General features: G+C 33.9%; 20 protein-coding genes and 6 pseudogenes. 8 read left to right on the plus strand and 18 right to left on the minus strand.

The window, feature by feature from the left end:
* Positions 1-366 precede the first annotated feature (366 nt).
* From JCM21714_RS13855 to JCM21714_RS13870, 4 genes are all read left to right on the plus strand, one after another.
* Positions 367-651: a hypothetical protein gene (locus tag JCM21714_RS13855; protein ID WP_052000723.1), complete on the plus strand. Its 285-nt coding sequence runs from the start codon at positions 367-369 to the stop codon at positions 649-651.
* A 232-nt stretch (positions 652-883) separates the two neighbouring features.
* The gene (locus tag JCM21714_RS13860) at positions 884-1,357 is read left to right on the plus strand and encodes a hypothetical protein (RefSeq protein WP_035725216.1); all 474 of its coding nucleotides are present in this window, start codon (positions 884-886) and stop codon (positions 1,355-1,357) included.
* A 300-nt stretch (positions 1,358-1,657) separates the two neighbouring features.
* Positions 1,658-1,993 (plus strand): nucleotidyltransferase family protein, encoded by a 336-nt coding sequence (locus JCM21714_RS13865; protein WP_052000724.1) that lies wholly within the window; start codon positions 1,658-1,660, stop codon positions 1,991-1,993.
* Positions 1,981-2,373 (plus strand): HI0074 family nucleotidyltransferase substrate-binding subunit, encoded by a 393-nt coding sequence (locus JCM21714_RS13870; RefSeq protein ID WP_035725218.1) that lies wholly within the window; start codon positions 1,981-1,983, stop codon positions 2,371-2,373. The genes JCM21714_RS13865 and JCM21714_RS13870 overlap by 13 nt, the downstream gene beginning before the upstream one ends.
* A 182-nt stretch (positions 2,374-2,555) precedes the next feature.
* On the opposite strand, the gene JCM21714_RS13875 is transcribed toward JCM21714_RS13870, so the two are convergent.
* The 13 genes and pseudogenes from JCM21714_RS13875 to JCM21714_RS13930 form a co-directional block, all read right to left on the minus strand.
* On the minus strand, positions 2,556-3,215 hold the full coding sequence (locus tag JCM21714_RS13875) for an RloB domain-containing protein (RefSeq protein ID WP_035725221.1): 660 nt from the start codon (positions 3,213-3,215) through the stop codon (positions 2,556-2,558).
* A complete protein-coding gene (locus JCM21714_RS21950) occupies positions 3,215-3,355 on the minus strand; it encodes a hypothetical protein (protein WP_235182885.1) in 141 nt (46 codons plus the stop codon). The genes JCM21714_RS13875 and JCM21714_RS21950 overlap by 1 nt, the downstream gene beginning before the upstream one ends.
* A gap of 93 nt (positions 3,356-3,448) precedes the next feature.
* Positions 3,449-3,514: pseudogene (locus tag JCM21714_RS24350) on the minus strand (hypothetical protein); the annotation flags it as partial.
* Complete coding sequence (locus JCM21714_RS13885; RefSeq protein ID WP_035725227.1) at positions 3,511-4,518, minus strand: AAA family ATPase; 1,008 nt, start codon at positions 4,516-4,518, stop codon at positions 3,511-3,513. The pseudogene JCM21714_RS24350 and the gene JCM21714_RS13885, both read right to left, overlap by 4 nt.
* Positions 4,519-4,927: 409 nt before the next feature.
* Complete coding sequence (locus tag JCM21714_RS13890; RefSeq protein ID WP_035725229.1) at positions 4,928-5,248, minus strand: hypothetical protein; 321 nt, start codon at positions 5,246-5,248, stop codon at positions 4,928-4,930.
* Between the two features lie 85 nt (positions 5,249-5,333).
* Positions 5,334-5,744 (minus strand): annotated as a pseudogene (locus JCM21714_RS24835) (flagellin); the annotation flags it as partial.
* Between the two features lie 960 nt (positions 5,745-6,704).
* Positions 6,705-7,115 (minus strand): annotated as a pseudogene (locus tag JCM21714_RS21960) (flagellin N-terminal helical domain-containing protein); the annotation flags it as partial.
* A gap of 110 nt (positions 7,116-7,225) precedes the next feature.
* A complete protein-coding gene (locus JCM21714_RS18675; protein WP_052000731.1) occupies positions 7,226-8,848 on the minus strand; it encodes a flagellin in 1,623 nt (540 codons plus the stop codon).
* 2 nt (positions 8,849-8,850) lie between these two features.
* Positions 8,851-10,386, minus strand: a pseudogene (locus JCM21714_RS18680) (flagellin N-terminal helical domain-containing protein).
* 866 nt (positions 10,387-11,252) lie between these two features.
* Positions 11,253-11,953, minus strand: a pseudogene (gene uppS, locus JCM21714_RS19465) (polyprenyl diphosphate synthase).
* A gap of 14 nt (positions 11,954-11,967) precedes the next feature.
* Positions 11,968-13,443: a DUF4153 domain-containing protein gene (locus JCM21714_RS13920; RefSeq protein WP_035725231.1), complete on the minus strand. Its 1,476-nt coding sequence runs from the start codon at positions 13,441-13,443 to the stop codon at positions 11,968-11,970.
* 36 nt (positions 13,444-13,479) lie between these two features.
* On the minus strand, positions 13,480-14,163 hold the full coding sequence (locus JCM21714_RS13925) for an HAAS signaling domain-containing protein (RefSeq protein ID WP_200868457.1): 684 nt from the start codon (positions 14,161-14,163) through the stop codon (positions 13,480-13,482).
* Positions 14,160-14,492, minus strand: coding sequence for a PadR family transcriptional regulator (locus JCM21714_RS13930; protein ID WP_035725234.1), 333 nt, complete (start codon positions 14,490-14,492; stop codon positions 14,160-14,162). The genes JCM21714_RS13925 and JCM21714_RS13930 overlap by 4 nt, the downstream gene beginning before the upstream one ends.
* 201 nt (positions 14,493-14,693) lie before the next feature.
* Between JCM21714_RS13930 and JCM21714_RS13935 the strand changes: the two genes are divergently transcribed.
* Positions 14,694-15,029: a nucleotidyltransferase family protein gene (locus JCM21714_RS13935; protein WP_052000738.1), complete on the plus strand. Its 336-nt coding sequence runs from the start codon at positions 14,694-14,696 to the stop codon at positions 15,027-15,029.
* A 742-nt stretch (positions 15,030-15,771) separates the two neighbouring features.
* A complete protein-coding gene (locus JCM21714_RS13940; RefSeq protein WP_035725237.1) occupies positions 15,772-18,693 on the plus strand; it encodes a UvrD-helicase domain-containing protein in 2,922 nt (973 codons plus the stop codon).
* 259 nt (positions 18,694-18,952) lie between these two features.
* Here JCM21714_RS13940 and JCM21714_RS23170 read toward each other — a convergent pair.
* The 3 genes and pseudogenes from JCM21714_RS23170 to JCM21714_RS13955 form a co-directional block, all read right to left on the minus strand.
* Positions 18,953-19,159: pseudogene (locus JCM21714_RS23170) on the minus strand (diguanylate cyclase domain-containing protein); the annotation flags it as partial.
* Between the two features lie 26 nt (positions 19,160-19,185).
* On the minus strand, positions 19,186-19,794 hold the full coding sequence (locus JCM21714_RS23175; RefSeq protein WP_035725243.1) for a GGDEF domain-containing protein: 609 nt from the start codon (positions 19,792-19,794) through the stop codon (positions 19,186-19,188).
* Positions 19,787-20,494, minus strand: a complete 708-nt coding sequence (locus tag JCM21714_RS13955) for a histidine kinase N-terminal 7TM domain-containing protein (RefSeq protein WP_035725245.1) — start codon at positions 20,492-20,494, stop codon at positions 19,787-19,789. The genes JCM21714_RS23175 and JCM21714_RS13955 overlap by 8 nt, the downstream gene beginning before the upstream one ends.
* Before the next feature lie 185 nt (positions 20,495-20,679).
* Between JCM21714_RS13955 and JCM21714_RS19910 the strand changes: the two genes are divergently transcribed.
* Positions 20,680-20,838 carry a nucleotidyltransferase substrate binding protein gene (locus tag JCM21714_RS19910; RefSeq protein ID WP_148295050.1) on the plus strand — a complete coding sequence of 53 codons (159 nt, stop codon included), beginning with the start codon at positions 20,680-20,682 and terminating at the stop codon, positions 20,836-20,838.
* A gap of 157 nt (positions 20,839-20,995) precedes the next feature.
* Here JCM21714_RS19910 and JCM21714_RS13960 read toward each other — a convergent pair whose 3' ends face one another.
* Complete coding sequence (locus JCM21714_RS13960) at positions 20,996-21,442, minus strand: DUF488 domain-containing protein (RefSeq protein ID WP_035725248.1); 447 nt, start codon at positions 21,440-21,442, stop codon at positions 20,996-20,998.
* A gap of 13 nt (positions 21,443-21,455) precedes the next feature.
* Positions 21,456-21,890 carry a DUF488 family protein, N3 subclade gene (locus JCM21714_RS13965; protein ID WP_035725250.1) on the minus strand — a complete coding sequence of 145 codons (435 nt, stop codon included), beginning with the start codon at positions 21,888-21,890 and terminating at the stop codon, positions 21,456-21,458.
* Between the two features lie 118 nt (positions 21,891-22,008).
* Here JCM21714_RS13965 and JCM21714_RS13970 point away from each other — a divergent pair, with 118 nt between their 5' ends.
* Complete coding sequence (locus tag JCM21714_RS13970) at positions 22,009-22,473, plus strand: dual OB domain-containing protein (RefSeq protein ID WP_035725252.1); 465 nt, start codon at positions 22,009-22,011, stop codon at positions 22,471-22,473.
* Positions 22,474-22,507 lie beyond the last annotated feature (34 nt).

Genomic DNA, 22,507 nt, shown 5'->3' on the forward strand with positions numbered 1-22,507 from the left:
TCTATACGATAAAACCAAAAAAAATTGTAAAGGGAGTAAAACTTAAGCTTTAGAAAAATGAAACATTAGCTCCGTCCCCATGTTTCGCTTATAGAATATAATCAGGAAATTCTCCAGTTTTTTTGGATGTGTTGATAGATTTCTTGTAAAGATTCAGGTTACACTTATCCTATTTCAAATTTCTAGTTAATGATAAATGGTGCACCTCTATCTCCAAAAAGTTTTTAAAGATACATAATGATTAACGGAAGCAAACATGTCAAGAATGAGTACATATTCATGGGCCTCTTGATGACGGAACGGTTTATTCCATGTTAATATAACTATCAATGGCGAAACTGATTTAATATTAAAAGGGGTTTAAACATGGGTAAAAAATATACTAATGCTGATTGGACAGATGCTAAAAAACGCTGTCGACTAAATCAGGCAGATATACAAATGGCAAAAGAATTGGGAATGACACCGAAAAGTTTAACAAAAAACATTCCATCAAAAAATCAACAATGGAAAGCACCTGTGAAGCAGTGGGTTAGGGATCTTTATGAAGAAAAATTTGGTACAATGATAGATAATAACCACAACAACAAGAATAAACCAAAGAAAAGTACAGAACCATTTGATATAGAATCAGATGATTTGCCATTTTAATTGGGCATTTCTAACGATCTTTGGTTTTTTCAAAATACATTACACTAGTGTCCCATTGCACCAAATACGCAACCCGAATTCAAGATGTAATCTAGGTGATGACAGGCACCTTCAGTCTTCAAAAACTGTTTAAATTTCTTTGAATAATGCTGTTTATAATCTATAATAAATAGAAGAAATAGGAAATAGTTCATTAATGGATATAATTCAATTTTATAAGGGAGGAAAAGCAATGGGAACATTTTATACGTTGGGCGTCGCTAAAAATTTTTCTGCAAGATCTCATCAATCATTAAGCCGTGATGAATGGATAAATCTATTGAATGACAGGCTCGATATCAAGGAATATACAATTAGTTTTAAGGATACAGAAGTAAATGGATCATTAAAGAAGGAGGTCTTTAAGGAAAATATCGAGGACTTTTATAAGAAATTAGTTGCCATTATTGAAAACGATTTTATATTAAACTGGTTTGAATATGCAAAAACAGATATGGAACGTTATGAGAGCTCGATTACCAAAATGGAAATTAATCAAGAAAACATTCATATTAACTTAGAGGCTGAACTGGCAATATTATTTATTGAAGGCAAAGTTATGGTTGAAGAATTTAACACGGAGCCTAAACTCATGAATTGGTTATTTAGGCACGTTAATCTATCAAATAAATTGGCAGGATGTGTCATGAGCGATATTGTGGGATAGTTTCTTATCTTTCGTATAATCAGGAACAGGTGCATCTTCATTCCACTTGTTATCTTTCCTATGATTACTTTTTGAACAAGACCAATGTAAAAGATTCCAATTAAAATACAAATTATGTTGCAAACGAAAATCGAAAAATGCCTGGAACTTACTCTTAAAGAAAACGACAAGAATTGAAACAGTAGCTCCGTCCCCCATGTTGCATGTCTGATCCCTCTTACTCGCATTTCGGCTGGCTTTGACGTATTAGTGATGTTAAAATATAAGTACTTACAATAAGTTATTAGAGGTGTGTTCCTTATGAAAAATAACTCTGTACAACAACCAAACTTAGCATCATCTGATCGTAACGATATACTTGCATATTTAAAGCACATCATTAAAGACGAGTTAAAAGAAAATGCTTGTAACGTATATTTATTTGGCTCTTGGGCACGTAATGAAGAAAAGCGGACATCCGATATTGATATAGCGATCGATTCGAAAAATATACTGTCTGAGAAATGCTGGGTAGAAATAAGTGAACGTATAGAAGAGTCTTACCTCCCATACCGCGTTGATATCATCAATTTATCAAACACAAGCGAAGCCATTAAAGAAAAGGTTATGAAAGAAGGTATACTATGGAAAGATTAAAGGAAAGAATCGAAATGGCTACCAAAGCATTATCAGCTTTTCGTGAAATTATCCATTATCATGAAGTGAATGACATTGTGCGAGATGCAGCGATTCAACGGTTTGAATTCACTTTTGAAGCTAGCTGGAAGGCTGCAAAACAATACTTATATGATATCGAAGGTCTAGATCTAGGTTCACCAAAGGGTGTAATCCGTTGTTGTCGAGAAGTAGGATTACTTTCAGATGACGAAACAATTCTTGCCTTAAAAATGGTAGATAATCGCAATTTGACTGTACACACTTATAATGAAGAACTTTCTCTTGAAATCTTTCAGCAACTACCAGCGTATCTCGATTTTATAGAAAAATGGTTAAAGCAGATAGAAAAGCGATGTTAACTTCTAAAATAGCTTAATTGATTTTATTGATTGCAGGTTACAAACTATTCCTTCTTAAACTTCCCACAAGGTTTAAGAATATGATTAATCGTTGACTATATAATTCAAATTATAATTAAATGAGAAGTTTTTTATATCAAAAGAAACAATAGCTCCGTCTCCATAGCTAAATTAATAGAATACTAGATTTTAAAGCTTCTCTCCATATCTATCATTTTGTCTATTAATATATCAATGTATGTAATTGGATTCAATTCAAGTATCTTTTTTATATCATTTTTATTTTGGAATGAAGGCATATGGTTTATATCAGTGTAATTATAATTATTATTCAAGTATTGTATCTGTCTTAACTTTTTACTATTCTTCATTGCTTTATCCATATTTTTAAATAAAGAATTCATATGCTTCCTATACCATTTCTTCGTCTTCTCATAATCTGGTATAGGAAGCATTGTGTTATTATCAGTAAATTTTTGAAAAGATTGATAATGTAAGACAATCCAATTCTCCCAATGGCGGTTGGATAAGTAAATAGATATGTCGGTATCATGACATATTTTTGAAATTTCTTTTATTCTTGCCTCTACACTTTTTTCATAGTTGTTATAATCAATATCACCATCAATAATAGCAGCAAAATGATCTACCTTATATTGATCATGATATTTCTTCTTTTTTGATATTTTGGCTTTCTTTTTCAAGTCAGTTAATGATAAATTAGGATCTATATTTATATGCTTAAATTGACGGTTCAGTTCACTAAAATACCGTTGTTCACTGTTTTGTTGATGTTGATTTGCTTCAATATATAAGTGAAATTTTGGATGTAATCTTTGCATTAATAAATCACCTTAGGTATAGCACCTATTCTCCCTTCCCGATAAATATTTCGCCAATTATGATTTTCATACGTTACTTCATCAAAATCTGACAAGCGATAAACTTCAGAAGCAAGTGAATGACGATCCTTATCAATCAACCATATTTGTTCCTTAGCAAATAATTTGGATTCGAGAAAATCAGTATTATGTGTAGTGAATATCAATTGAGAAGTATGCCCTTTTCCTTGTTGTAAGAATAATTGAAGAATGTAACGTTGTATTAAAGGATGATAGTGATTTTCTATTTCGTCAATTATATAACACGGTTATTCTCTATACAATCCATTAATTGAATAAAATCAAATATAAATTTTATTGTACCTAAAGACTCTGAACCAAATTCCAAATCAAAATTGCTATCCTCTAGTTCCCTAATTGTTTTAATATTATAAACTCTGTTTGACTTTCTAGTCTCAATGAACCTTTTTTTTAAATCTTTTGGTAATTGGGTATCATTCATGATATCATCTATTAACAAATCTGTAACATCTTCAAACTCAAGATCAGAAATTGTTATATCTATATCATATAGCGCATCAATTAATTTTTCTTTTAATTCCGGATATTCTTGCAACTTTTTAACTAAGTATGATTCGTCAACGGATTCTCTTCCAAAAGCAAGATCGTACGATATAAATTCGTAGGCTACTTTTAATAATTGGTAAGCTAATGTATCTACTATATTTTGATAGTGTGTTTTATTAATGTCTTGATAAAGCACGGTTAATATAGCTCTTGTTTCATTGTTATGTTTATTCATATCTTTAACAAGTTCCTCTAAGCCAGGTGCATATTCATGAATCTGATCATTTTCTCTCTTAAATATAATTTGTATATCAGATAATGTTGTCTTTCTAACTAGCTGATACGACAACTGTTCTTTCAATACCTTTCCATCAAAAATATCTAATACATATTTAAAAAGATAGTTATCCTCGTTATATCGCTTTAAAAATTTGATATGGAAAGAAATAGGCTTCCTTTCGTTTGTAAATTGAAAAGGAGCAATTGAATTTAAATCATTCGATGATTTCACTATTTCATGCAAGTATCTCATCGATGCAATTAAATTCGTTTTCCCTCCCGCATTTGAACCATAAACAGCTGCTGTATTAAGTACATAACGGTTCTTTTTATCTACTGGGATCTTATACAATACGTTGTCATTGAAGATTTTTGCTCTTCTAAAATCAGAATCCATCTTAAAAATTTGACGATCTTTATATGACAAAAGATTTTCAACACCAAATTCAATTAACATTTGTGAATCCTCCTCTCCATTAGAGTATAACTTTTCCACATAATCAAATCAATCTAAATAAGTAAATCTATTTTAGAATGAACATTAGATAGGATTAACGATTAATTCGTATATTATACATATGAAAAGAATACGGTGAGGTTGCTCAAATATCTCAACTTCATGAAATGTTCTCCTATTTATTGGACAGCATCCAAGCTTAGAGAATATTAAACGTAAAAAGAAACAATAGCTTCGTCTGAGTGTTTGATAAAATATCCACCAGACGTGAAAATCTGTGTTTTTGAGTGATTTGGCCCCCATGAAACTATCGATCGAAAGACAGATAGAGCACTTACAGAAGCCTTTTACCACATGAAAACCATAATTTGTCCTTCATACACGGATAAGTGTCTTGATATGCCCCCCTTCAGTAGTGCCTATTAAATAATTCTAAATCACGAAAAAACTGTTGCTTGTCTTTGTCAGTTAATCCCTTATCTTGATTGCTTGTATAGGATAATTTTAACGACTTTGTGACATAAAAAGTTGTCGAGTCATCGTATTTCTCAAGAAACAATTGATATAAGTCACTATAATCAGTACTTGTAAATTCCTGTAAGCGTTTGTCAGCTTCCTGATGCAGGATACCATGTTGTTCAACTAAAACCCACTTAGCAGTTTTACTAAATGAATTTAGTAGTTCTGTTTTGTCGGCTGTAGGTTGTTTTGGAATAGGTCTAAATGCCATTGTTTCACCTACCTTTCTTTTCTAATTATAGAATAGGCGCATTTATAAAAGCAAAGGATTCTGAACCTAGTCAGAATCCTGAAAATTACCCTAATAACTGTAGAATTGCCTGTGGTTGCTGATTTGCTTGTGCGAGAATCGATTGGGATGCCTGGGATAAAATATTTGTTCTTGTCATTTCCATCATCTCTTTCGCCATGTCGACATCACGATCCGTGATTCAGCAGCAGATAAATTTTCTGAAGAGTTATCTAAGTTTGCTATGGTATGCTCCAGCCTATTCTGCATCGCACCTAGTTTAGAACGGAAGGATGAAACCTTCTCTATCGCTGCATCATACTTAGCGATCGCATCATTTGCATTCTCTGCTGATGTTACGTCGATTGCACTATCCGTTAGTTCTGAAGCACGGATCGCCACCAGCAATTCCTAGGGCAGAAGATCGCATATCTTCCATTTCTAATGTCACACTTTGACCTTGCTTTGCTCCAATTTGAAAGGTAAAGCTTGCGATTTGTAAATTAGAACTTATAGTGTTTTGTTCAATGGTTATATTAAAATTGTTAGACACGGTTGTTGCACTTGCATTATTAATAACATCTGCGGAATTTAAAGCACTACCTCCATGATCAATACCTGCAATCGAACCAACATCATTTTCAGCAGTTTGTGTCATATCTAAGTTCATTTGAGACTTAACATAATTTGCAGCACCGGTACTAAACTCTGATACAAATGCAGCAAAGTTACCCGTATGACCGGTTTGATTCGCAATAGCATTTTCAACAGCTATATCTCCAGCACTGCTGCCAACTCCTGATTTAACATCTGACATTATGTTTTTTATATCAGATGTATTATTATCTGCACGATAATCAGCAAATTTCATGATCACATAAGAAGCAGCATAATCATAGCTATCTCCATTCCATGCTGCTCCATTTAATAAATCGGTAGCACGTGATACTAAGTCACCTAAATCAGTATCATCAATACCTCCAGAACCATCATAGATCACACCTTTTAATCGTTCATCAGCCCCTTGTAATAGTTCCGCTGATCCTTCTTTAAACCATTTTTGCATTTCATGTGTTTTGTTTGCCCCCAAAATCAGAGTTCATAACCGCATGTACCATTTCATGTGCTAGCACGCGGTCTGTTAACATGAAGGTTTCGGTGTTTTCCCCCGTCCACCCCCTTCACTAGGAGCTAATTTTCCAACATTAATAACTAATTTTTGATCAGTAGTTCCTGTAGATGATTGCACATAAGCCAAGGTATTATCACCTGGATCCTCTGTAAACTCTACAGATAAATTATGATTTTGTCCTGATAATCCAAAATAGTTTGTAATCATATCTTCCGGGACGGATAACCAGCCATTGTCATTGATACCAGTTATAATATTATTAAAGGTTTCATTGATAGCTTCTCCAGCTCCAGCAACAGCACCTCTATTTAATAACTTCTGTGTATTAAATTCAGTGGTATTTGCGATACGATCTACTTCTTCTGTTAATTGATTAATTTCTTTTTGAATTTCTTGGCGATCTTCGATAACGTATGTATCATTGGCTGCCTGAACCGATAACTCACGCATACGGTGAAGAATCGAATGTGTTTCATTTAATCCACCTTCTGCGGTTTGAATTAATGAAATACCATCTTGAGCATTGCGTGATGCTTGATTTAAACCTTTAATTTGAGCATGCATTTTTTCGGAAATTGCTAAGCCTGCTGCATCATCTGCTGCTTTATTAATACGTAAACCTGACGACAATTTTGTCATTGCATTTTTTTGTGCTTGTTGATTAATACCAAGTTGTCGAAATGCATTTAAGGCAGGTATATTGGAATTAATACGCATTTTCTCACCCTCTGTTTATAAAGACAAAAATTCTCTTTTTATTTATATATCGGTTCGTTTGATCTAGTTTTAAAGTATGTTTTTGGTTTTTTAAAAGGAAATTATAGCCATCAAAGTAAAATATTAACAATATTCTGATCTGTTTCCCGTTTATGCATTAGCATTGATTGTTGTACTTGATTTAGAATATTATACTTGGCCTGTTCCATTACATGTTTCGCTATATCCGCATCTTCAATTCTACTGTTTGAGGCTGCTGTGTTTTCTTCAAAAACAGTTAAGTTATTACTCATAGCTTCTAAACGATTTTGTACCGAACCCATTTTACTTCGCTCATTCGTAACAAATCGTAATAATTCATCTGACAATTCGATGCTACGATTTGCTTTTTCACGAGAAGTAACCGACACTCTGCTTAAATCAAGCAATAAATTATCGAATGATTCAATATCAATTGTATAGTTTTGTCCGGAAAGTGCCCCCCCAACTTGGAAGGTATAATCATTCTCTTTATACCCTGTTGCATGTTTCAAATCAAAATCCACTTCAAATTGATTATTACCTGATACTAAATTAATATCATCAGAGAACCGTAATACATTGTAACGAAGCGAAAATTTATTAGGATTAACTTGATTTCCATTAAGACTTACTGAGATTGTTGAAGGATCAATTTCTGATGCTAGTATCGGTGTTTCACTACTTTCTGCTTGTTCTAATATATCTAGAGCAATCCCATTATTATTTAGTATCATATCAGTAGATTCATGATGCAACACCTCTAAGTCTACTGAAGAACTCAAACTATTAATATTCGGTCTCGCATCACCAACTAGTTCAACAGTATTATTATTGATAACATAGCCATTCCCATCGTTATCATCTGCTAATGGTATTGGCTGTCCATTTAATCTCACTTCATGAACAGCATGATTTTCTGGTAACGTTCTTTTTAACGTGGATGCCGTGACGGAATAAATCTCGATATCTCTAGCATCATCAGCTGCTGTTGGTCGATAACTGCCATGTAAAGATATTCTATTTGTTGAAGGGTTAAAGGTAAACCCTTCTGTATCATGAAATGGAACTTCAGCACCTTTGTAATACACTCGCATTGCCCGTGGTTCTGTTTCCTCTTCCACCCCCCCATAATCTAGTGGTGCTGGGATGACGGGTATATCGTAGCTATCATTACCAATGGTAGAAGCATTTGCTTCAACCACATAATTAACCCCCCCTACGCTAGTACTTAAAGAACTTTCAGCGGACGGACGTGCATCACCATAAATTTCAATTGTATTGTTGGATTGATTATAAAAATATCCATTCTGTTTTGTATCGTCATAGTTAATGGCTTGTCCCTCTACTAAAACTTCAAAAGTTATTGGTTCTGTTGAGTTATCATCACTATATACTTCAGGTATATTAGAAAGTTTTACTTCCACTACTCCATCCTGATTATTAATGGTCGCTGATTCCTCTACAAATTTTACGGTATATGTATCCGACACATCTGGCCTCGCTGTTTCGAACAGTTCGATCGTGTTTGTTGCATCATTATATTGATAACCATTTATATCCGAATGATCTATTTCATCTGTCCCATTTCGATAAACCTTAACGGATGATGTATTTCCACCATCTAAATTATAAATTTCCGGATAGTCATCCAGTGCTATACCATAAACAGTATCACTGGTATTAGACCCAGACTGATCTCTGAGATATTCCACTACTACTTCCTGGTTTGATGGTTTATCTGGCGAGCAATACCATGGATCGAAATATATCCGGAGTTCTGATCATATGTATAGCCATCTGTATTACTGTATTCAATCTCATTCCCGCCAACATATACTCGTAGGGAGCGCTCTTTAAATAGATCCTCATCTTCTAAGTTATAAGTATCAATACCACTTGCAACATACCTGTTATATGCCGCATCTTTGGTATAATCCGTTAAATACTCTACACGGACAGTCTCGTCATTTGCAGGTCTCCAGCTACCATACAGTTCAATCTTATTAGTTGTTTCATTTACATAAACACCATCTTCATTTCGATCTGCAGGCTCATCTCCTGATTGATCCCAATAGTGTAGCTCATTAACTCCTAAATCTGTTACTTTTTCGACTATTAATGAAGCTTGGGGTGTATTCATATGGTATAGGTCTGGTGTATTTCTTAAGTTAATCACATTATTATTTAGTGGAAGATTCTCAATATCGTTATTTGTTATTAGATTTACACTTGAAATTTCTTGTTTAGTTTTTGTATTAATGTTCACCTTTTGGACATTTCCATTAGTATCAGAATAAACAAACGATGTATTTCCGTCACTATCTGTATTTGGTGAGAAAGTATAACCATTGGTTGAGTCCTGATAGTAATTATAAGAATAGGATTTAATAGGTGATCCCCCCCAATTATCACTAGTGGAATCTCTTGTATAGAGATATAAACTTGTATTTTGATTGTCTAATTTCGCAAGCCCATCACTAGAAGTTATTCTTATCGCTGAGGTTGTCTCACTAGTATTCACTTGTGGTTCTTGACTACCATCTATGGGTACAACATAGGCACTTCCGTCTCTACTTGAACGAAATATAATCGAATCATTATCAAGACTATATCTAGGCTGATAATCCATTACCGTTGTACCTTTTTCCAAATGTGCCAAACTAGTACTACTATTAGGTACAGAGGATATACTTGAACTTATGACAGATTCGCTTTTATAATCTAACTGATTCGTCCTCTCGATATTTTGGGAGATATTAACATAGCTATAATTTCTTGTATTCATCATTTCCACAGTATTTGATGCATGTCTTCTTTCTTTTATGAATTCATCGAACTTTCGATTGCTTAACACCTTATGCGTATTAAATTCAGTATTGTGAACAATACTGCCTATCGATTTCTTCATCTCATCTATTTCCTCTTGCACAAATACACGATCTTTGTTTGTAAGTGTATCATTCGAAGCCTGAACAGATAATTCACGAATGCGCTGAAGGATATCATTTATTTCCTTCATACCACCCTCAGCGACCTGGACAAGTGAGCTAGCATCTTGCACATTTTCCGAAGCTTGCGCAAGTCCACGAATTTGTGCACGCATCCGTTAGCTGATAGATATGCCTGCTGCGTCATCAGCTGCTGTATTAATTCGTTTACCTGAACTTAGGTTGCTCATTGCTTTATGCATTTGGTTGTTTGTTCTTTTTATTTGGTTATATAGAAAGCCTGAATTGTTTATATTAAGCATAGTTTTCACCTGTCGTTTATAAGTAAGATTTTAAACCGCTGAAATTTTATATTTCTTGATTAATTTATAATGTAGGTTATAAAAGTAGAAGTTTCCATTTAAGACAATATAATATTTATATCAGATAAAGATTAGAGAAGTTTAATATTAAAGCGAAATTCAGCAAGTGGTTTTGCAAGATTTAGTAACTAATTATTATATTGATGGATAATAAAAATATAATAATTTTCAGTTAGAACAATTAGAAAGATACGCTAATATAACTAAAGTCTGCTTAAAATCAAGATACCAACAATACAAAATTGAGCAACTGAATTTATAGCTTCATATGTATTTACCCAACCACTTCACACCTAAAAGGAGATGATCAACCTGTCCACCATATTATGTAGTTACAAATCTGTTATGCTATCACAATAAAAATAAATAGGCATATCAAACTAAATCTCACCTCTTTACTCGACAAAACCAACAGAATAAAAAAATAATGAACATCAAATGAAACAATAGCTACCTATGTCACCGTAATAGATAAAATGTCCTCCACACGTGATCATTTATCTTTTTGAGGGGGGGTCTGATCCATTCATTCAGAGAGGAGAATCTCCATGACACAATAATGAAAAACTTTGACATCCATCGTTTTATTCAAGACTTTGATACAAAATAAGAAAAGTCATGACGTATTGGAACCAGATTCAATTATAAAAGTAGATATATAAAACCATTGTTCCTCTATCTATGAGAGAAAAACTATTGAAATCCAAAAAGAGACGGACACGTCAGCTTGATGAAAATTAAACGGCTGAAACTGAAACAGCTGCTCCGTCCCCCCCATGTTGCACTCCAAAATACAAGCATTGTCTCTATATGTTTAAAGCTTGCTTTCGATGATAGACACCTTTTAAAGCTTTTATAAATAATGGTTTTTTAAAATCAGGGAATAATTCATCAACAAAGCATAATTCAGACATAGAAGATTGCCACATTAAGAAATTGCTTATACGCTTTTCTCCACCAGTTCGTATCACAATGTCTGGGTCTGGTAAAGTCCGTGTATACAAATAGTTTTCTAATGTTTTTTCATCTAATTGGTCTATCGAAATTTTGTTTTCCTTTACATCTTGAATAATATGAGCAGCTGCTTGAACCATTTCACTTCTGCCGCTATAATTCATCGCAAAGTTGACAATAAGCCTGTGTTATCACTGGTTTCCTCTATTGCCTTGACTAAGACATTCCTTGTTCCTTTTGGTAGATTCTCAATATCTCCAGAGATAAGAATTTTAATATTCCGTTTCATAAACTCCGGCAGCTTTTGATTAAAGAATTTAACGGGTAAGCTCATTAAGTAATTCACTTCTTCTTTGGGCCTCTTCCAATTCTCAGTAGAAAATGCATAAAGCGTCAAAACCTCTATTCCTATTCCTACACTTACATCAATCAGTTCTTCCATCGTTTTGGAACCTGCATAATGACCTTCACTCCGGCTTCTGCCATGAAGCTTTCCCCCCCATCGACCATTTCCATCCATAATAATGGCAACATGCTTTGGAATTGTATTCATATGGCTCCCCCCCCTTACTTCATTTCAAGTTCCTTGAGTCTTTCCACTACCTGCTGTTTCTTGAAATTGAATGATTGCCAAGTATCCACATCAAGATTATCAATCATTTGTTTACGATCCTGCAGGAGACTTCTTAACTCTGGATAATCGGCTTCCATTTCATATAATGTGATTAATCCATCAATCCCTGAATAAGATAGTGAATCTAAATAATGAATATCGATTTTTCCTGTTTCTTGATAACGTTCCAGATTATTCTCGACAATTATTTCCTCCAGGTTGATTGCATTTAAAGTCGTGTAGAAAATTAGCCCTATAATGAGATAGAAATGCGAAATAGAAATGCGCTCTAACCAAACACGGATAAACGTATAAGCAAAGATGACAATAAGAAAGATCATAAATGTATGAGCAAATATTCGATCCATCGTAAATCCATACGCATTCTCATACATGCTCAGCCTCATATATGCCGAAGTTAGCATCACCCCCCCGCTCGTAACAATTAACAGGGAATACATGATTTTCATAAAAAAACTGCCAGACTTTCTTTTCACATTGACGAGCTTCAGACAAATTAACAATAATGACCAGTTAATGACCGTTACTATTACAAGCTCAAAAAACCCTCTGCGTGCATACTCCGCATACGTTAAATCTCCTTGAATGGCTTCCCCCCCGAAGAAATACTTAAATTGAATGACTGCAAATAATAAATAGATACTGTTTAATAGCACTAAGATGGTCCCGGCAATCACCCCCCCATCCCAACTCACCTGCTTATAATCATTAGTTGGTCTGCCAAGTGGTATCACATACCGTTTTCTTAGTGTTTGAAATGCAGAGAAGAACAACAGGGTTAAGAATATGACAGCAATCACTCGAAATAGCCCTTCTAAGAAATTCAGCCCCCCCAAAATAAACTTAGGAACTTCCATGACTACATTACCGAAGTTAGCATCTGCAGATATCAATAGTCCGACAATTACGATCAGCAATGGTCCGCCAAGCAATAATCCAATCACAATTCGTTTTAATGTCTGTGTAGCAGCTTTACTCATCCGTCTAAATATGGTTCTTTTTAAAACAAATTTGACCCACCTTTTTCCATATCCAAACGTTTGTGTGAACTTCTGAGTCCATTGCTTCACGAAAAGAACTGAAATCCAATCGATGTTATTAGGAGTTGTGATTAACACAATATGAGTGAAAACCAATACAGGTATCACTAACATATTTAATTCGTAAAATACCTCATTATCATAAAACAGATACGATGCTGCTAAAACCCAGATCATGATCATTAGTAATAATCCAATTCGGCGATGGGAGAACTTAATTCCTAACCGGGAAAAAAGGATCGCATAGAAAGCTGCAATAAACAGAACATAGGATATTCCGATTACACCATGAAAAAAACTAAGTTCTGCCAATATACCAAGCCCTAAACATACAAATAAAAACAGGAAACTCTTTTGACGTTGCTTCACTTATTTCACCACCATTTAGTTATTCTATATACATAGTTATTCTATGTATATATGCAAAAAATATTGCATTTTTAATAGTTGAGGGCAAGGTGCTAAACAGAAGCTTTCCTTCCCCCAGCGATACCCTATCCAGCTGATTGGATACAATACGATTGTTAATAAAATACATGCCACTATAAATGGCCCATTTAAAAGCGGCTGAAACCATTGATGTGGTATCAGTTTGAATACAATTACATACATGAATACAAGATTTGGTATCACTGCATAGATAAAGGTCCTGCAAAGTATTTTCAATCCGGCACCACCAAACTCTTTGCCAATCTCATATCCGAGTAAGCCCCAAAATGCCATATACACGGTAATAAGGATAGAAGGTACAGCTGTAAGCCATTTCCACAAAACTTCAATCCATTCCACCTGGTACACATTATACATAATGGTAAGAAAGATTCCGCCCAGAAACATGACAACATTTAATACAACAAACAACAACTGCATCTTTTTCGGTGTAACAGTAGCCTCATCTTTCCAGACCGCTGCAATTTCTTCTGGTGTTCCTAACTTTTTCACAATTTCCTCATAGTCTGGTTTCATATCGTCTTCCTGCAGAAGTTCATAAACATGTGAATGATACTCTGCGATGATTTGCTGCTTTTCAGGATGTTTTCCAAGAGCATGATCAAGCTCTTGGACAAACCGTTTATCGCCTGAAGTCACGATTCACTTCTCCCAATAAGATTATTCATTACTTGTACATAACGATGCCATTCTTTTGTCTTTGTTTCCAGTATGTTTTGACCTTCTACAGTAATACGATAATATTTCCGAGCAGGACCCTTTTCTTGATTTTGCCAATAGCATTCAATGAATTCTTGCTTTTCAAGCTTATGAAGCGCAGGATATAACGTACCTTCTTTTAATTGAAAATGATGCTCACTGCGACGATCCATTTCCTTCACAAGTTCATAACCATACATGTCACGTTCGATTAATAACTGCAGGACAAGCAGCGATGTGCTTCCTTTTACTAGTTCACGATCAAACATTTCCTCACCTACCTAGAATTATTAGGTAACTCCACTATATAGAATTTCGAGGTAGTTGTAAAGGGTTTTTTAAATAATTATTTTGCCACTTGAATATTTTTATAATTGTGTACTAAAGAGGGACTGATCCTTTGCGGATGGCTTTGACATAATAATATTGTTAAAATATAAGTACATATAGTTATATGAGGAGTGCTCATTATGAAAAATAACTTCGCACAGCAATCAAACTTACCATCATCTGATCGAGATGAAGTACTTACATATTTAAGGCACATTATTACTGATCAGTTGAAAGGAAAGACTTGTAACGTATATTTATTTGGTTCTTGGACACGCAATGAAGAAAAGCGGACATCTGATATTGATATAGCCATAGAATCGAAAAAACAACTCTCGGAGCAGTGTTGGCTTGAATTAAGTGAACGTATAGAAGAGTCTTACCTTCCATATCGTGTAGATATCGTCAATTTATCAAATGCAAGTCAAGTCATTCAAGAAAAGGTTAAGAAAGAAGGTGTAATATGGAAAGACTAAATGAAGAACTTTCTATCGAAATCTTTCTGCAACTAACTATCTCGACTTGATAGGAAAATGGTTAAAGCAGATAGAAAAGCGATGTTAACATCTAAAAAGTTTAGTCAATTCTTCTACGTTTAAATTAAAACATATTTTTATTAACCATATATGCTTGTCAAATTCGTGCTAGTATTACTAATAAACAGTAGAGACAATATGAGAAATTTCCTTCTCATATTTTTTGTGGTGCTTAAACCAACATAGCATATTTTTACCTTCCATCAGAGCTGATCCAATTATCCAATTATCCAATTACTAAAAATGGTTATCATAATCAGTTACCACGTTCAATTTTACCGAAAGTTTTCCGCAAGTGAACAGTTGTCTTTTTGAGGGTCTGACACTTTTCCTCAAAAATCAATCTAGGTCTATTCGAACTATTAAAACTATCTTATAATGATAAGGTAGCCATAATTGATTCCGAATAACATCAGGCACAGTTCACTATAACACAATACAGAAAAGGAAATGAAGGTATGTTTCAGTCATTTATAAACAATCTTAAGAGCAAATTAGCTAAAAAAATGCAAAAAAGCACACCAGAACGATCAAACAGTTTGATGACAGTATAGAAAAGGAAATTGATAAACGAGTAGAACAAGAAGTTGAAACAAGATTAGAAAAAGAAGTACATAAAAGGTTAGAACAATTAAAAAATAAACAGAAAAAAGAGCAAAAGCAACATCAAGAAGTGGATAAAATGTACCGTTCACAATTAAGGCAGGAGAAAATAAGCGCGTATGACAAGGATCGAGCTAATCTGAACAAGAACAAGCAACCACAATCAAGAGAGGCAGAAATAGAAACTAATGAACGATTACTTGCTCAAAAACGTCTGGAAGAACAAACTTCGAGACGAGTCAAAGCGGAACTAGAGCGGAAAGAACAAATAAAGAATGAAAGTATAAAAGAGAAAAAGCTTGAACAAGAGCAACAATTAAAAGAACAGCAAAAAGCAAAATTAATCGAGTTGGAAAAGCGAGAAAAAGAAAGAAAAAAAACAGAGGAAAAACTTAAAAAAGCACAAGAACTGGCAGCATCTTTCAATCTTGAATTCGTTAATCAAAGTACTCCTTTGATGATTGCAGCAGAAAATAATGATGTAGAACGAGTGAGGGAACTGTTAACTTCTGGTGCGAATCCGAATGTATGTAACAGATATCTCGAAACTCCATTAATATATGCACTAAAAAGCATCAAAAAAGGACCATTTCATGAAGTAGTAAAATTATTACTCGATCATGGAGCCAATCCACATGTTAAATCAACTTTGAATGTTACAGCATTTATGTACGCCAAATCAAGAAATGATCAGAAGTCATTAGAATTGCTAAAAGCACACGATGTTGATGTAAGTGAATATAAGAAACCAAAATCTGAACGGCGACCAATCAAGAAAAAAACAACACGTCCAATCATCAATAAAGAGAGCCAGACAAAGGTTGCCAGTAAAACAAAAATGGCTGATGATACCTTAACAGCAAGCGATATTGACAGATCGCATGAATCCGAAAAGCATTTGTTCGATTCAGTAAGAATGCAAATAAGAGCAGAAATTAATAGATTAAAAGAAAATTTAAGAAGCAATGACCTTGGTGGTGCAGATGAATATACAAATGCTATTTTAAGAGAACATCGCTATAAGCAAATTGATCAATTAGAGAGACAATACACAAAGCCGTATTTTGGAAGAGTCATTTATAGAAAAGGAAAACAAATCAAAAGTTTTTACATTGGTGAGCGTGGTTATGATGATTTGATTATATCATGGACAACACCTGCTGCCTCCCTCTTCTATCAAAAGAAATTAGGTAAGCAAAACCATCATACACTAGGTACGATAAACGTTGAACTGATCCGTCAATTTGACAATGGCAAAATTTATGATCTTTCTGTAACAGAAAGCGGGTATTACGACCCTGTGCTGCATCAAAAACTCGGGAAGCAATCCAGCCATCAGCTTGGGGGGGAGATTATCGAGACGATACAGGCTGAACAGGATGCTATTTTGCGAACACCAAAGAATAGACCAATCCTGCTACAAGGGTCGGCAGGCAGTGGCAAAACAACGATTGCATTACATCGCATTCCCTTTTTATTATATCAGTATAAAGAAATCAAACCCGAACAAATTCTTTTTCTCGGACCGAATAAACTGTTTTTAAACTATGTGGAAGCTGTGTTGCCAAATATAGGAGTAGAAAATGCAGAACAAAATACATTGGATAATTGGATCATCGAAAGAATTGACCCGGAAAGTCACGGTTATTCCCTTGCTGATTACAATGAAAATCTGAATATTATGGAGAAAATGGACACTGGGAAAAAGGCAGAAATAATAAAAAAATGCAAAATAAAGGGCAGCATGCTATTTAAAAAAGCAATCAGCCATTATTTGACAGATTATATGAATTATTTTAGCAATGTTCCCGATTTTAGTTTCAGTTATAAAGATTTTTCTTTCAAAGTGCCAAGTGCAGAAATAAAAGATTGGTTTCAGCGTGCTTATCAATCTACTTTCTTCTACAATCGGAAACAGAAAATTATCCAGCGTTTAGCGGAACAATTTAGTTCTTCGCTGACAAGACATAAATTCGATGAGGAAGACGAAGAACTGTGTAAAGAAAAATTCGAGGCTAGTATCGAGCAATTTGAGCAACAGCAGTTGAAGTATATCGATATTTATCAGATCTATTTTCAGTTCATTTCAAATGAGAAGTTACTGAAATTTTATGCGAAAGATTGTTTTGCAGATTATGATACACTAAATTTCTTCGTACAATCTAGTAAATATTTTTATACAGATAAAGAAATTGAGTATGATGATCTTGCTGGTTTATTCTCGATCTTCGCCAAACTACATGGGAAATACGGTGTTCCTGAGCGTAAACAAAAAAACAAAAAAAGATCTTATACGACAAAACGGTATCAGTATTTAGTTATTGACGAGGTTCAGGATTATAATCCATTTCAGATCGAAATAATAAAAGATGTAACAGAAAAAGGCTCCATGCTGTTAGTTGGTGATTTAGGACAAAGCATTCACCAGTACAGAGGAATATCAAATTGGGATCAATTAAGTCAATTGTTTAATGAGAACTTACTCTACCAAGAGCTTAGCACTAGTTATCGTTCTACAAATGAAATAACGGATTTTGCCAACAAGATTATTCAGCCATACAGTGATGGATTATACAAATTATCAAAACCTGTTGGCAGAAGCGGTAGCAAGCATTGTTTCGTATACACTAATACGGAACAAATGAGATCGGACCTGAGTAAAACGATCAGCAAAATTCAGGAAAAGGGTAGCAGTAACATTGGTATTATAACAAAAAGCCGAACTGAAGCTGCATCTATTTATAGTCAGCTCAACGAAATCGACGTAGGAGTGGAATTATTATTAGATCACAATAATAGATATGAAGGTGGAATTGTTGTTTTGCCAGTCTATCTAAGTAAAGGCCTTGAATTCGAAGCAGTAATCGTTACAAATGTTACGAAGGACCAGTATAAAAATTCACATGAGGATAGGAAATTACTCTATGTTGCCACAACAAGAGCATTAAATGAACTATTTATCGTCACAGAGGATGACGATATGTCAGAATTAATTGACTGATAGGAAGCCGCTTGCAAAATTGCGGATCCATGTAAAAGCAAGATTAAAGGCAATTTGGATTTTATTCAAATTGCCTTAATGATCTATAAAATCATCAAGCTTATCTAAATTATCCAATGTCAGCAGTATCTACATTATCTTTTTTTAGAATTACTGCTGAAACTATCTTAGAAAGAATAATAAAACGCGATTGATCGATTTTATTCCAATATACTATTCGACAAAATCCAGTTAGTGACATGCACTATAGCAAAACGTGTTACTGTGTCCCTTGATAGACTTTCACACCATCTCTTCCTGCGTCCTTTGCTTGATACATGGCTTTGTCTGCTATCTGATAGATCTCTTCAAATGGTGCAATTGCATTTACTTGAATAACTCCTACACTTACTGTTAATTCTTCTGTTATGGATACATCTATTTCTTTACTTGTGATTTTAAGCGCTTGTTGAAAAGCTTTCACTTGTTTTACCGTTACCTTACTATCTGCTCTTAGTAAAAACGCCTAATTCTTCTCCACCAAGTCGTGTTACTTCGGCATCTTTTTCGGGGGAAGTGTTGACGAATTAAATCGGCTACTTGTTGAAGTACTTTATCACCAATAAAATGTCCATAACGATCATTGAAATGTTTAAAATAATCGATGTCTAATAAAAGGAATGTATACTCGGCATCTTTATCGCGTTTATTATATTTATCAATAAATGCTCGCCGATTAGATAATTTGGTTAACGGATCTTTTATAGCCATTTCCTGTAATCGCTTCTCATACAACGTCTTATCTGTTACGTCTTTCCAGACAACAAGAAACAAATCATCTAAACGGTTACCGAGTCTCGTCACATGGATGTCATAATACATATTTGCACGATGATAGGATAACTTTGTCATTTGGTTGTTTTCTATTGCATCTATTAGTGGCTGCACCTCTCGGAAAAATTGGTTTACATGCTGATCGATTACTTCAACTAAATAATTTTCTACTTGAAATAATCGATGAAAAATTTCGATGCTTACATGATTAACTTCAACAATTTTCCCTAGTGGGTCGATTAGTACAATTCCCTCATCAAGGCGATCTAATACTGCTTGTCTAGACACTGGCCAAACGGTATTTACATCTCTTTTGTTGTTCACAATAATTTAATAACAACGCCATCGAACTAAATGGTAAAGCGATCTTTCCGGGAATTTCAAAGGTTAACATAGGCGTGATAATTACTGCGAGCACAGGTAATGAAACAACACATGCTGATAGCCAATGTACTACTCGATATTGTTTTGGTACATCAAACATATTCCGAAGTAAAAGAAATATCGTTACTAAAGTTAACACAAAAGGATAAACCCCCCCTAGAAAAGAATTTAAGGCTGTCGACTGAATCGAGATTTCTGTAAAATTCCATACTTGGACAACAGCTACATCTGAGCGCATCAGTCCGTGAAGTGGATCCGTATAAACTAGTAAAATATCAATTATTGATACTGTTCCAAGAATACCTATCCATTTCATCGTTTTGGCAGGTGCTGCATGATATAACTCACGAGCATAACCAAGCAGGAATACTGATATAAGGATGATAGCAATCTGCTGCATATTACGTAATCGCAGCATCCAATCAAAGTCATCTATTACTAATTCTAGTACAGTCAAGAACATGAATATACCACACAATCCTGCCGCAATGGCCAGCAATATTCTCGACAATTTTCTTGGTGGTTTCAATAGGGCTAGTGAAACAAAAACGACACATAGTGCGAGCGCTGTCAGAAAAAATAGGTATGGATCAATCCAATTCATGACAAAAGTAACCTCCAATATTCTAATTAGAGGATCTAATATTATCATGAAGTGGTCATAAATATACAAATTTTAATTACAAAAACACGAGATTTTTGCCGAATAACTTTCATTTAATCTCGAAAAAAATTAAAAATGCACTCTATAATAACTATTATTATCCCATGTAGTAGGCTTATTTTCAGATGACGAAACAATTCTTGCCCCCCCTCAGAATCGTAGATCATCGCAATTTAACTGTACACACATATAATGAAGAACTCGCTCTTGAAGTCTTTCAACAACTACTTAACTATCTCAATCTGATAGAAAAATGGTTAAAGCAAATAGTTCAACGATTTTAACTTTTACAATAAAGCAATCGACACAATTTAAGTTATTTCCTTCACATTTTTTGTTGTTTATTATAATCCATTACCATTCGATAATATGTGTCCTACATACGTGAACATTTATCTTTTTTAGGGGGGGTCTGTCACCTTTTCTGACATCATACACAGATCATTGCAAATGAATAATTTCTACATTAGCAAAGTTTTCTTTTATATATTCAGATAACAAACTTCTATGACAATGAGTATGATTATGTTCACTACATAAAAAACAAACGGTATCACTTGTTGTGAATAAGTCATCGATATTATTTTTAATTTCACGTTCTTCTAGTAAAGCTAAATATTTTTTGGTATATTCGTTCCAAGTTATTTTATTGTTTTTAAAATCTTTAAGTATATCTTTTGTTGGTGCCATATCCACACGATGAATGTATTTTATATTCATAAACTCTTCAAGAATGAATTTTAAATCCTTTTTTTTCGCAAAACCTGATAGTTGCGATGTATTATTCAGTCTTGTATCAATTAAGCAAGTAACTTTTTCACTTCTTAAGAGTTCTAAAAAATGTTGCAGTGACTTTTGTGCAAACCCAATCGTTACAATTTTAGCCATACTCATACTCCTCTTAAAATAGTGATAATTGATCTTGTTTTACTGGGTTTAACTCCAAAACTTTTACCCCCCCATAAGTCTTAAAGAACTCCCCCCCAACTAATTTACGATGACAAATTCGATGATCACTACAAAAGCAAATCAGAACGACATTATTACCCGCCAATAATTTTTTATAAACATATCTTAAACCTATAAGTTTTGTTTCATTTTTTAATTCTTCATTAAACCTTTCTTTATAATTATCCCACCATTGTTCAGCTGGTTTGCCTTTCCATTCATTCACAAATAATTTAAATAGATAAGGAGATGGTGATAGTTCCTTAACGACAGTAGTATTTGGTAAATCAGCTCCAGCTCTAGTGATTTGTAATAATTCAGCATCCTCTTTTAAATAACGCAAACCTTGTGGATTACTTGTATAAAGTTTACCAGTTGGTTTTTTCATTTCATTCACCTCTTGTTTTTATTATAAATCATAATTAAAAAAATAACAAAGATACATGGATAACGTTTCCAAAATATGATAAAATATACTTAGTTAATTTTAATTAGGAGGCATTAAAATGAGAATAGTAATTTCAGCTGTCACGAAGGCGTTTGACAAATATTGTATTGCAGGTTTAACTGAAAATGGCCAATGGGTGAGGCCAATTCCTAACAGTTTTACTACTCGTTTTTGGGAGGAATCGGATTTACGATTCGGAAATAAAAATGACTTTCTGAGATCGGGCGATATTATAGAATTTCAAGGATATGAGCCTACTTCCTTTCAACATGAAAACCATATTGAAGATATTGTTGTAAAAGATGGTAAAATTACTTTTTTGAGAAGATATTCCAACTATGAATTAATTAATTTTCTTGTAGGTAAAGAAGATAATAGAACAATATTTCAAAATACAGTGCATGCAAACGGAAGAAGTCTATGTCTTGTAAAACCTGATCAAATTCGCTTTGAGGTTACTAAATATTTTGACCAACCTAAAAAACCTAAACTAGTACTAAACAAACAGGAGTTTTCTACCTGAATTATTCATAAAAAATTTTAAAACAGTCAAATCC

This window comes from Gracilibacillus boraciitolerans JCM 21714 (genome assembly GCF_000521485.1).
GTDB classification, from domain to species: domain Bacteria; phylum Bacillota; class Bacilli; order Bacillales; family Amphibacillaceae; genus Gracilibacillus; species Gracilibacillus boraciitolerans.

What these genes read in the sequence shown, in the direction of transcription:
- JCM21714_RS13855 (WP_052000723.1), top strand. Translation starts at nt 367, where the DNA reads ATGGGTAAAAAATATACTAATGCTGATTGGACAGATGCTAAAAAACGC.
- JCM21714_RS13865 (WP_052000724.1), top strand. Translation starts at nt 1,658, where the DNA reads ATGAAAAATAACTCTGTACAACAACCAAACTTAGCATCATCTGATCGT.
- JCM21714_RS13870 (WP_035725218.1), top strand. Translation starts at nt 1,981, where the DNA reads ATGGAAAGATTAAAGGAAAGAATCGAAATGGCTACCAAAGCATTATCA.
- JCM21714_RS13960 (WP_035725248.1), bottom strand. Translation starts at nt 21,442, where the DNA reads ATGGCTAAAATTGTAACGATTGGGTTTGCACAAAAGTCACTGCAACAT.
- JCM21714_RS13890 (WP_035725229.1), bottom strand. Translation starts at nt 5,248, where the DNA reads ATGGCATTTAGACCTATTCCAAAACAACCTACAGCCGACAAAACAGAA.
- JCM21714_RS13930 (WP_035725234.1), bottom strand. Translation starts at nt 14,492, where the DNA reads ATGTTTGATCGTGAACTAGTAAAAGGAAGCACATCGCTGCTTGTCCTG.
- JCM21714_RS13885 (WP_035725227.1), bottom strand. Translation starts at nt 4,518, where the DNA reads ATGTTAATTGAATTTGGTGTTGAAAATCTTTTGTCATATAAAGATCGT.
- JCM21714_RS13935 (WP_052000738.1), top strand. Translation starts at nt 14,694, where the DNA reads ATGAAAAATAACTTCGCACAGCAATCAAACTTACCATCATCTGATCGA.
- JCM21714_RS13940 (WP_035725237.1), top strand. Translation starts at nt 15,772, where the DNA reads ATGTACCGTTCACAATTAAGGCAGGAGAAAATAAGCGCGTATGACAAG.
- JCM21714_RS13875 (WP_035725221.1), bottom strand. Translation starts at nt 3,215, where the DNA reads ATGCAAAGATTACATCCAAAATTTCACTTATATATTGAAGCAAATCAA.
- JCM21714_RS13965 (WP_035725250.1), bottom strand. Translation starts at nt 21,890, where the DNA reads ATGAAAAAACCAACTGGTAAACTTTATACAAGTAATCCACAAGGTTTG.
- JCM21714_RS13955 (WP_035725245.1), bottom strand. Translation starts at nt 20,494, where the DNA reads ATGAATTGGATTGATCCATACCTATTTTTTCTGACAGCGCTCGCACTA.
- JCM21714_RS13860 (WP_035725216.1), top strand. Translation starts at nt 884, where the DNA reads ATGGGAACATTTTATACGTTGGGCGTCGCTAAAAATTTTTCTGCAAGA.
- JCM21714_RS19910 (WP_148295050.1), top strand. Translation starts at nt 20,680, where the DNA reads ATGACGAAACAATTCTTGCCCCCCCTCAGAATCGTAGATCATCGCAAT.
- JCM21714_RS13970 (WP_035725252.1), top strand. Translation starts at nt 22,009, where the DNA reads ATGAGAATAGTAATTTCAGCTGTCACGAAGGCGTTTGACAAATATTGT.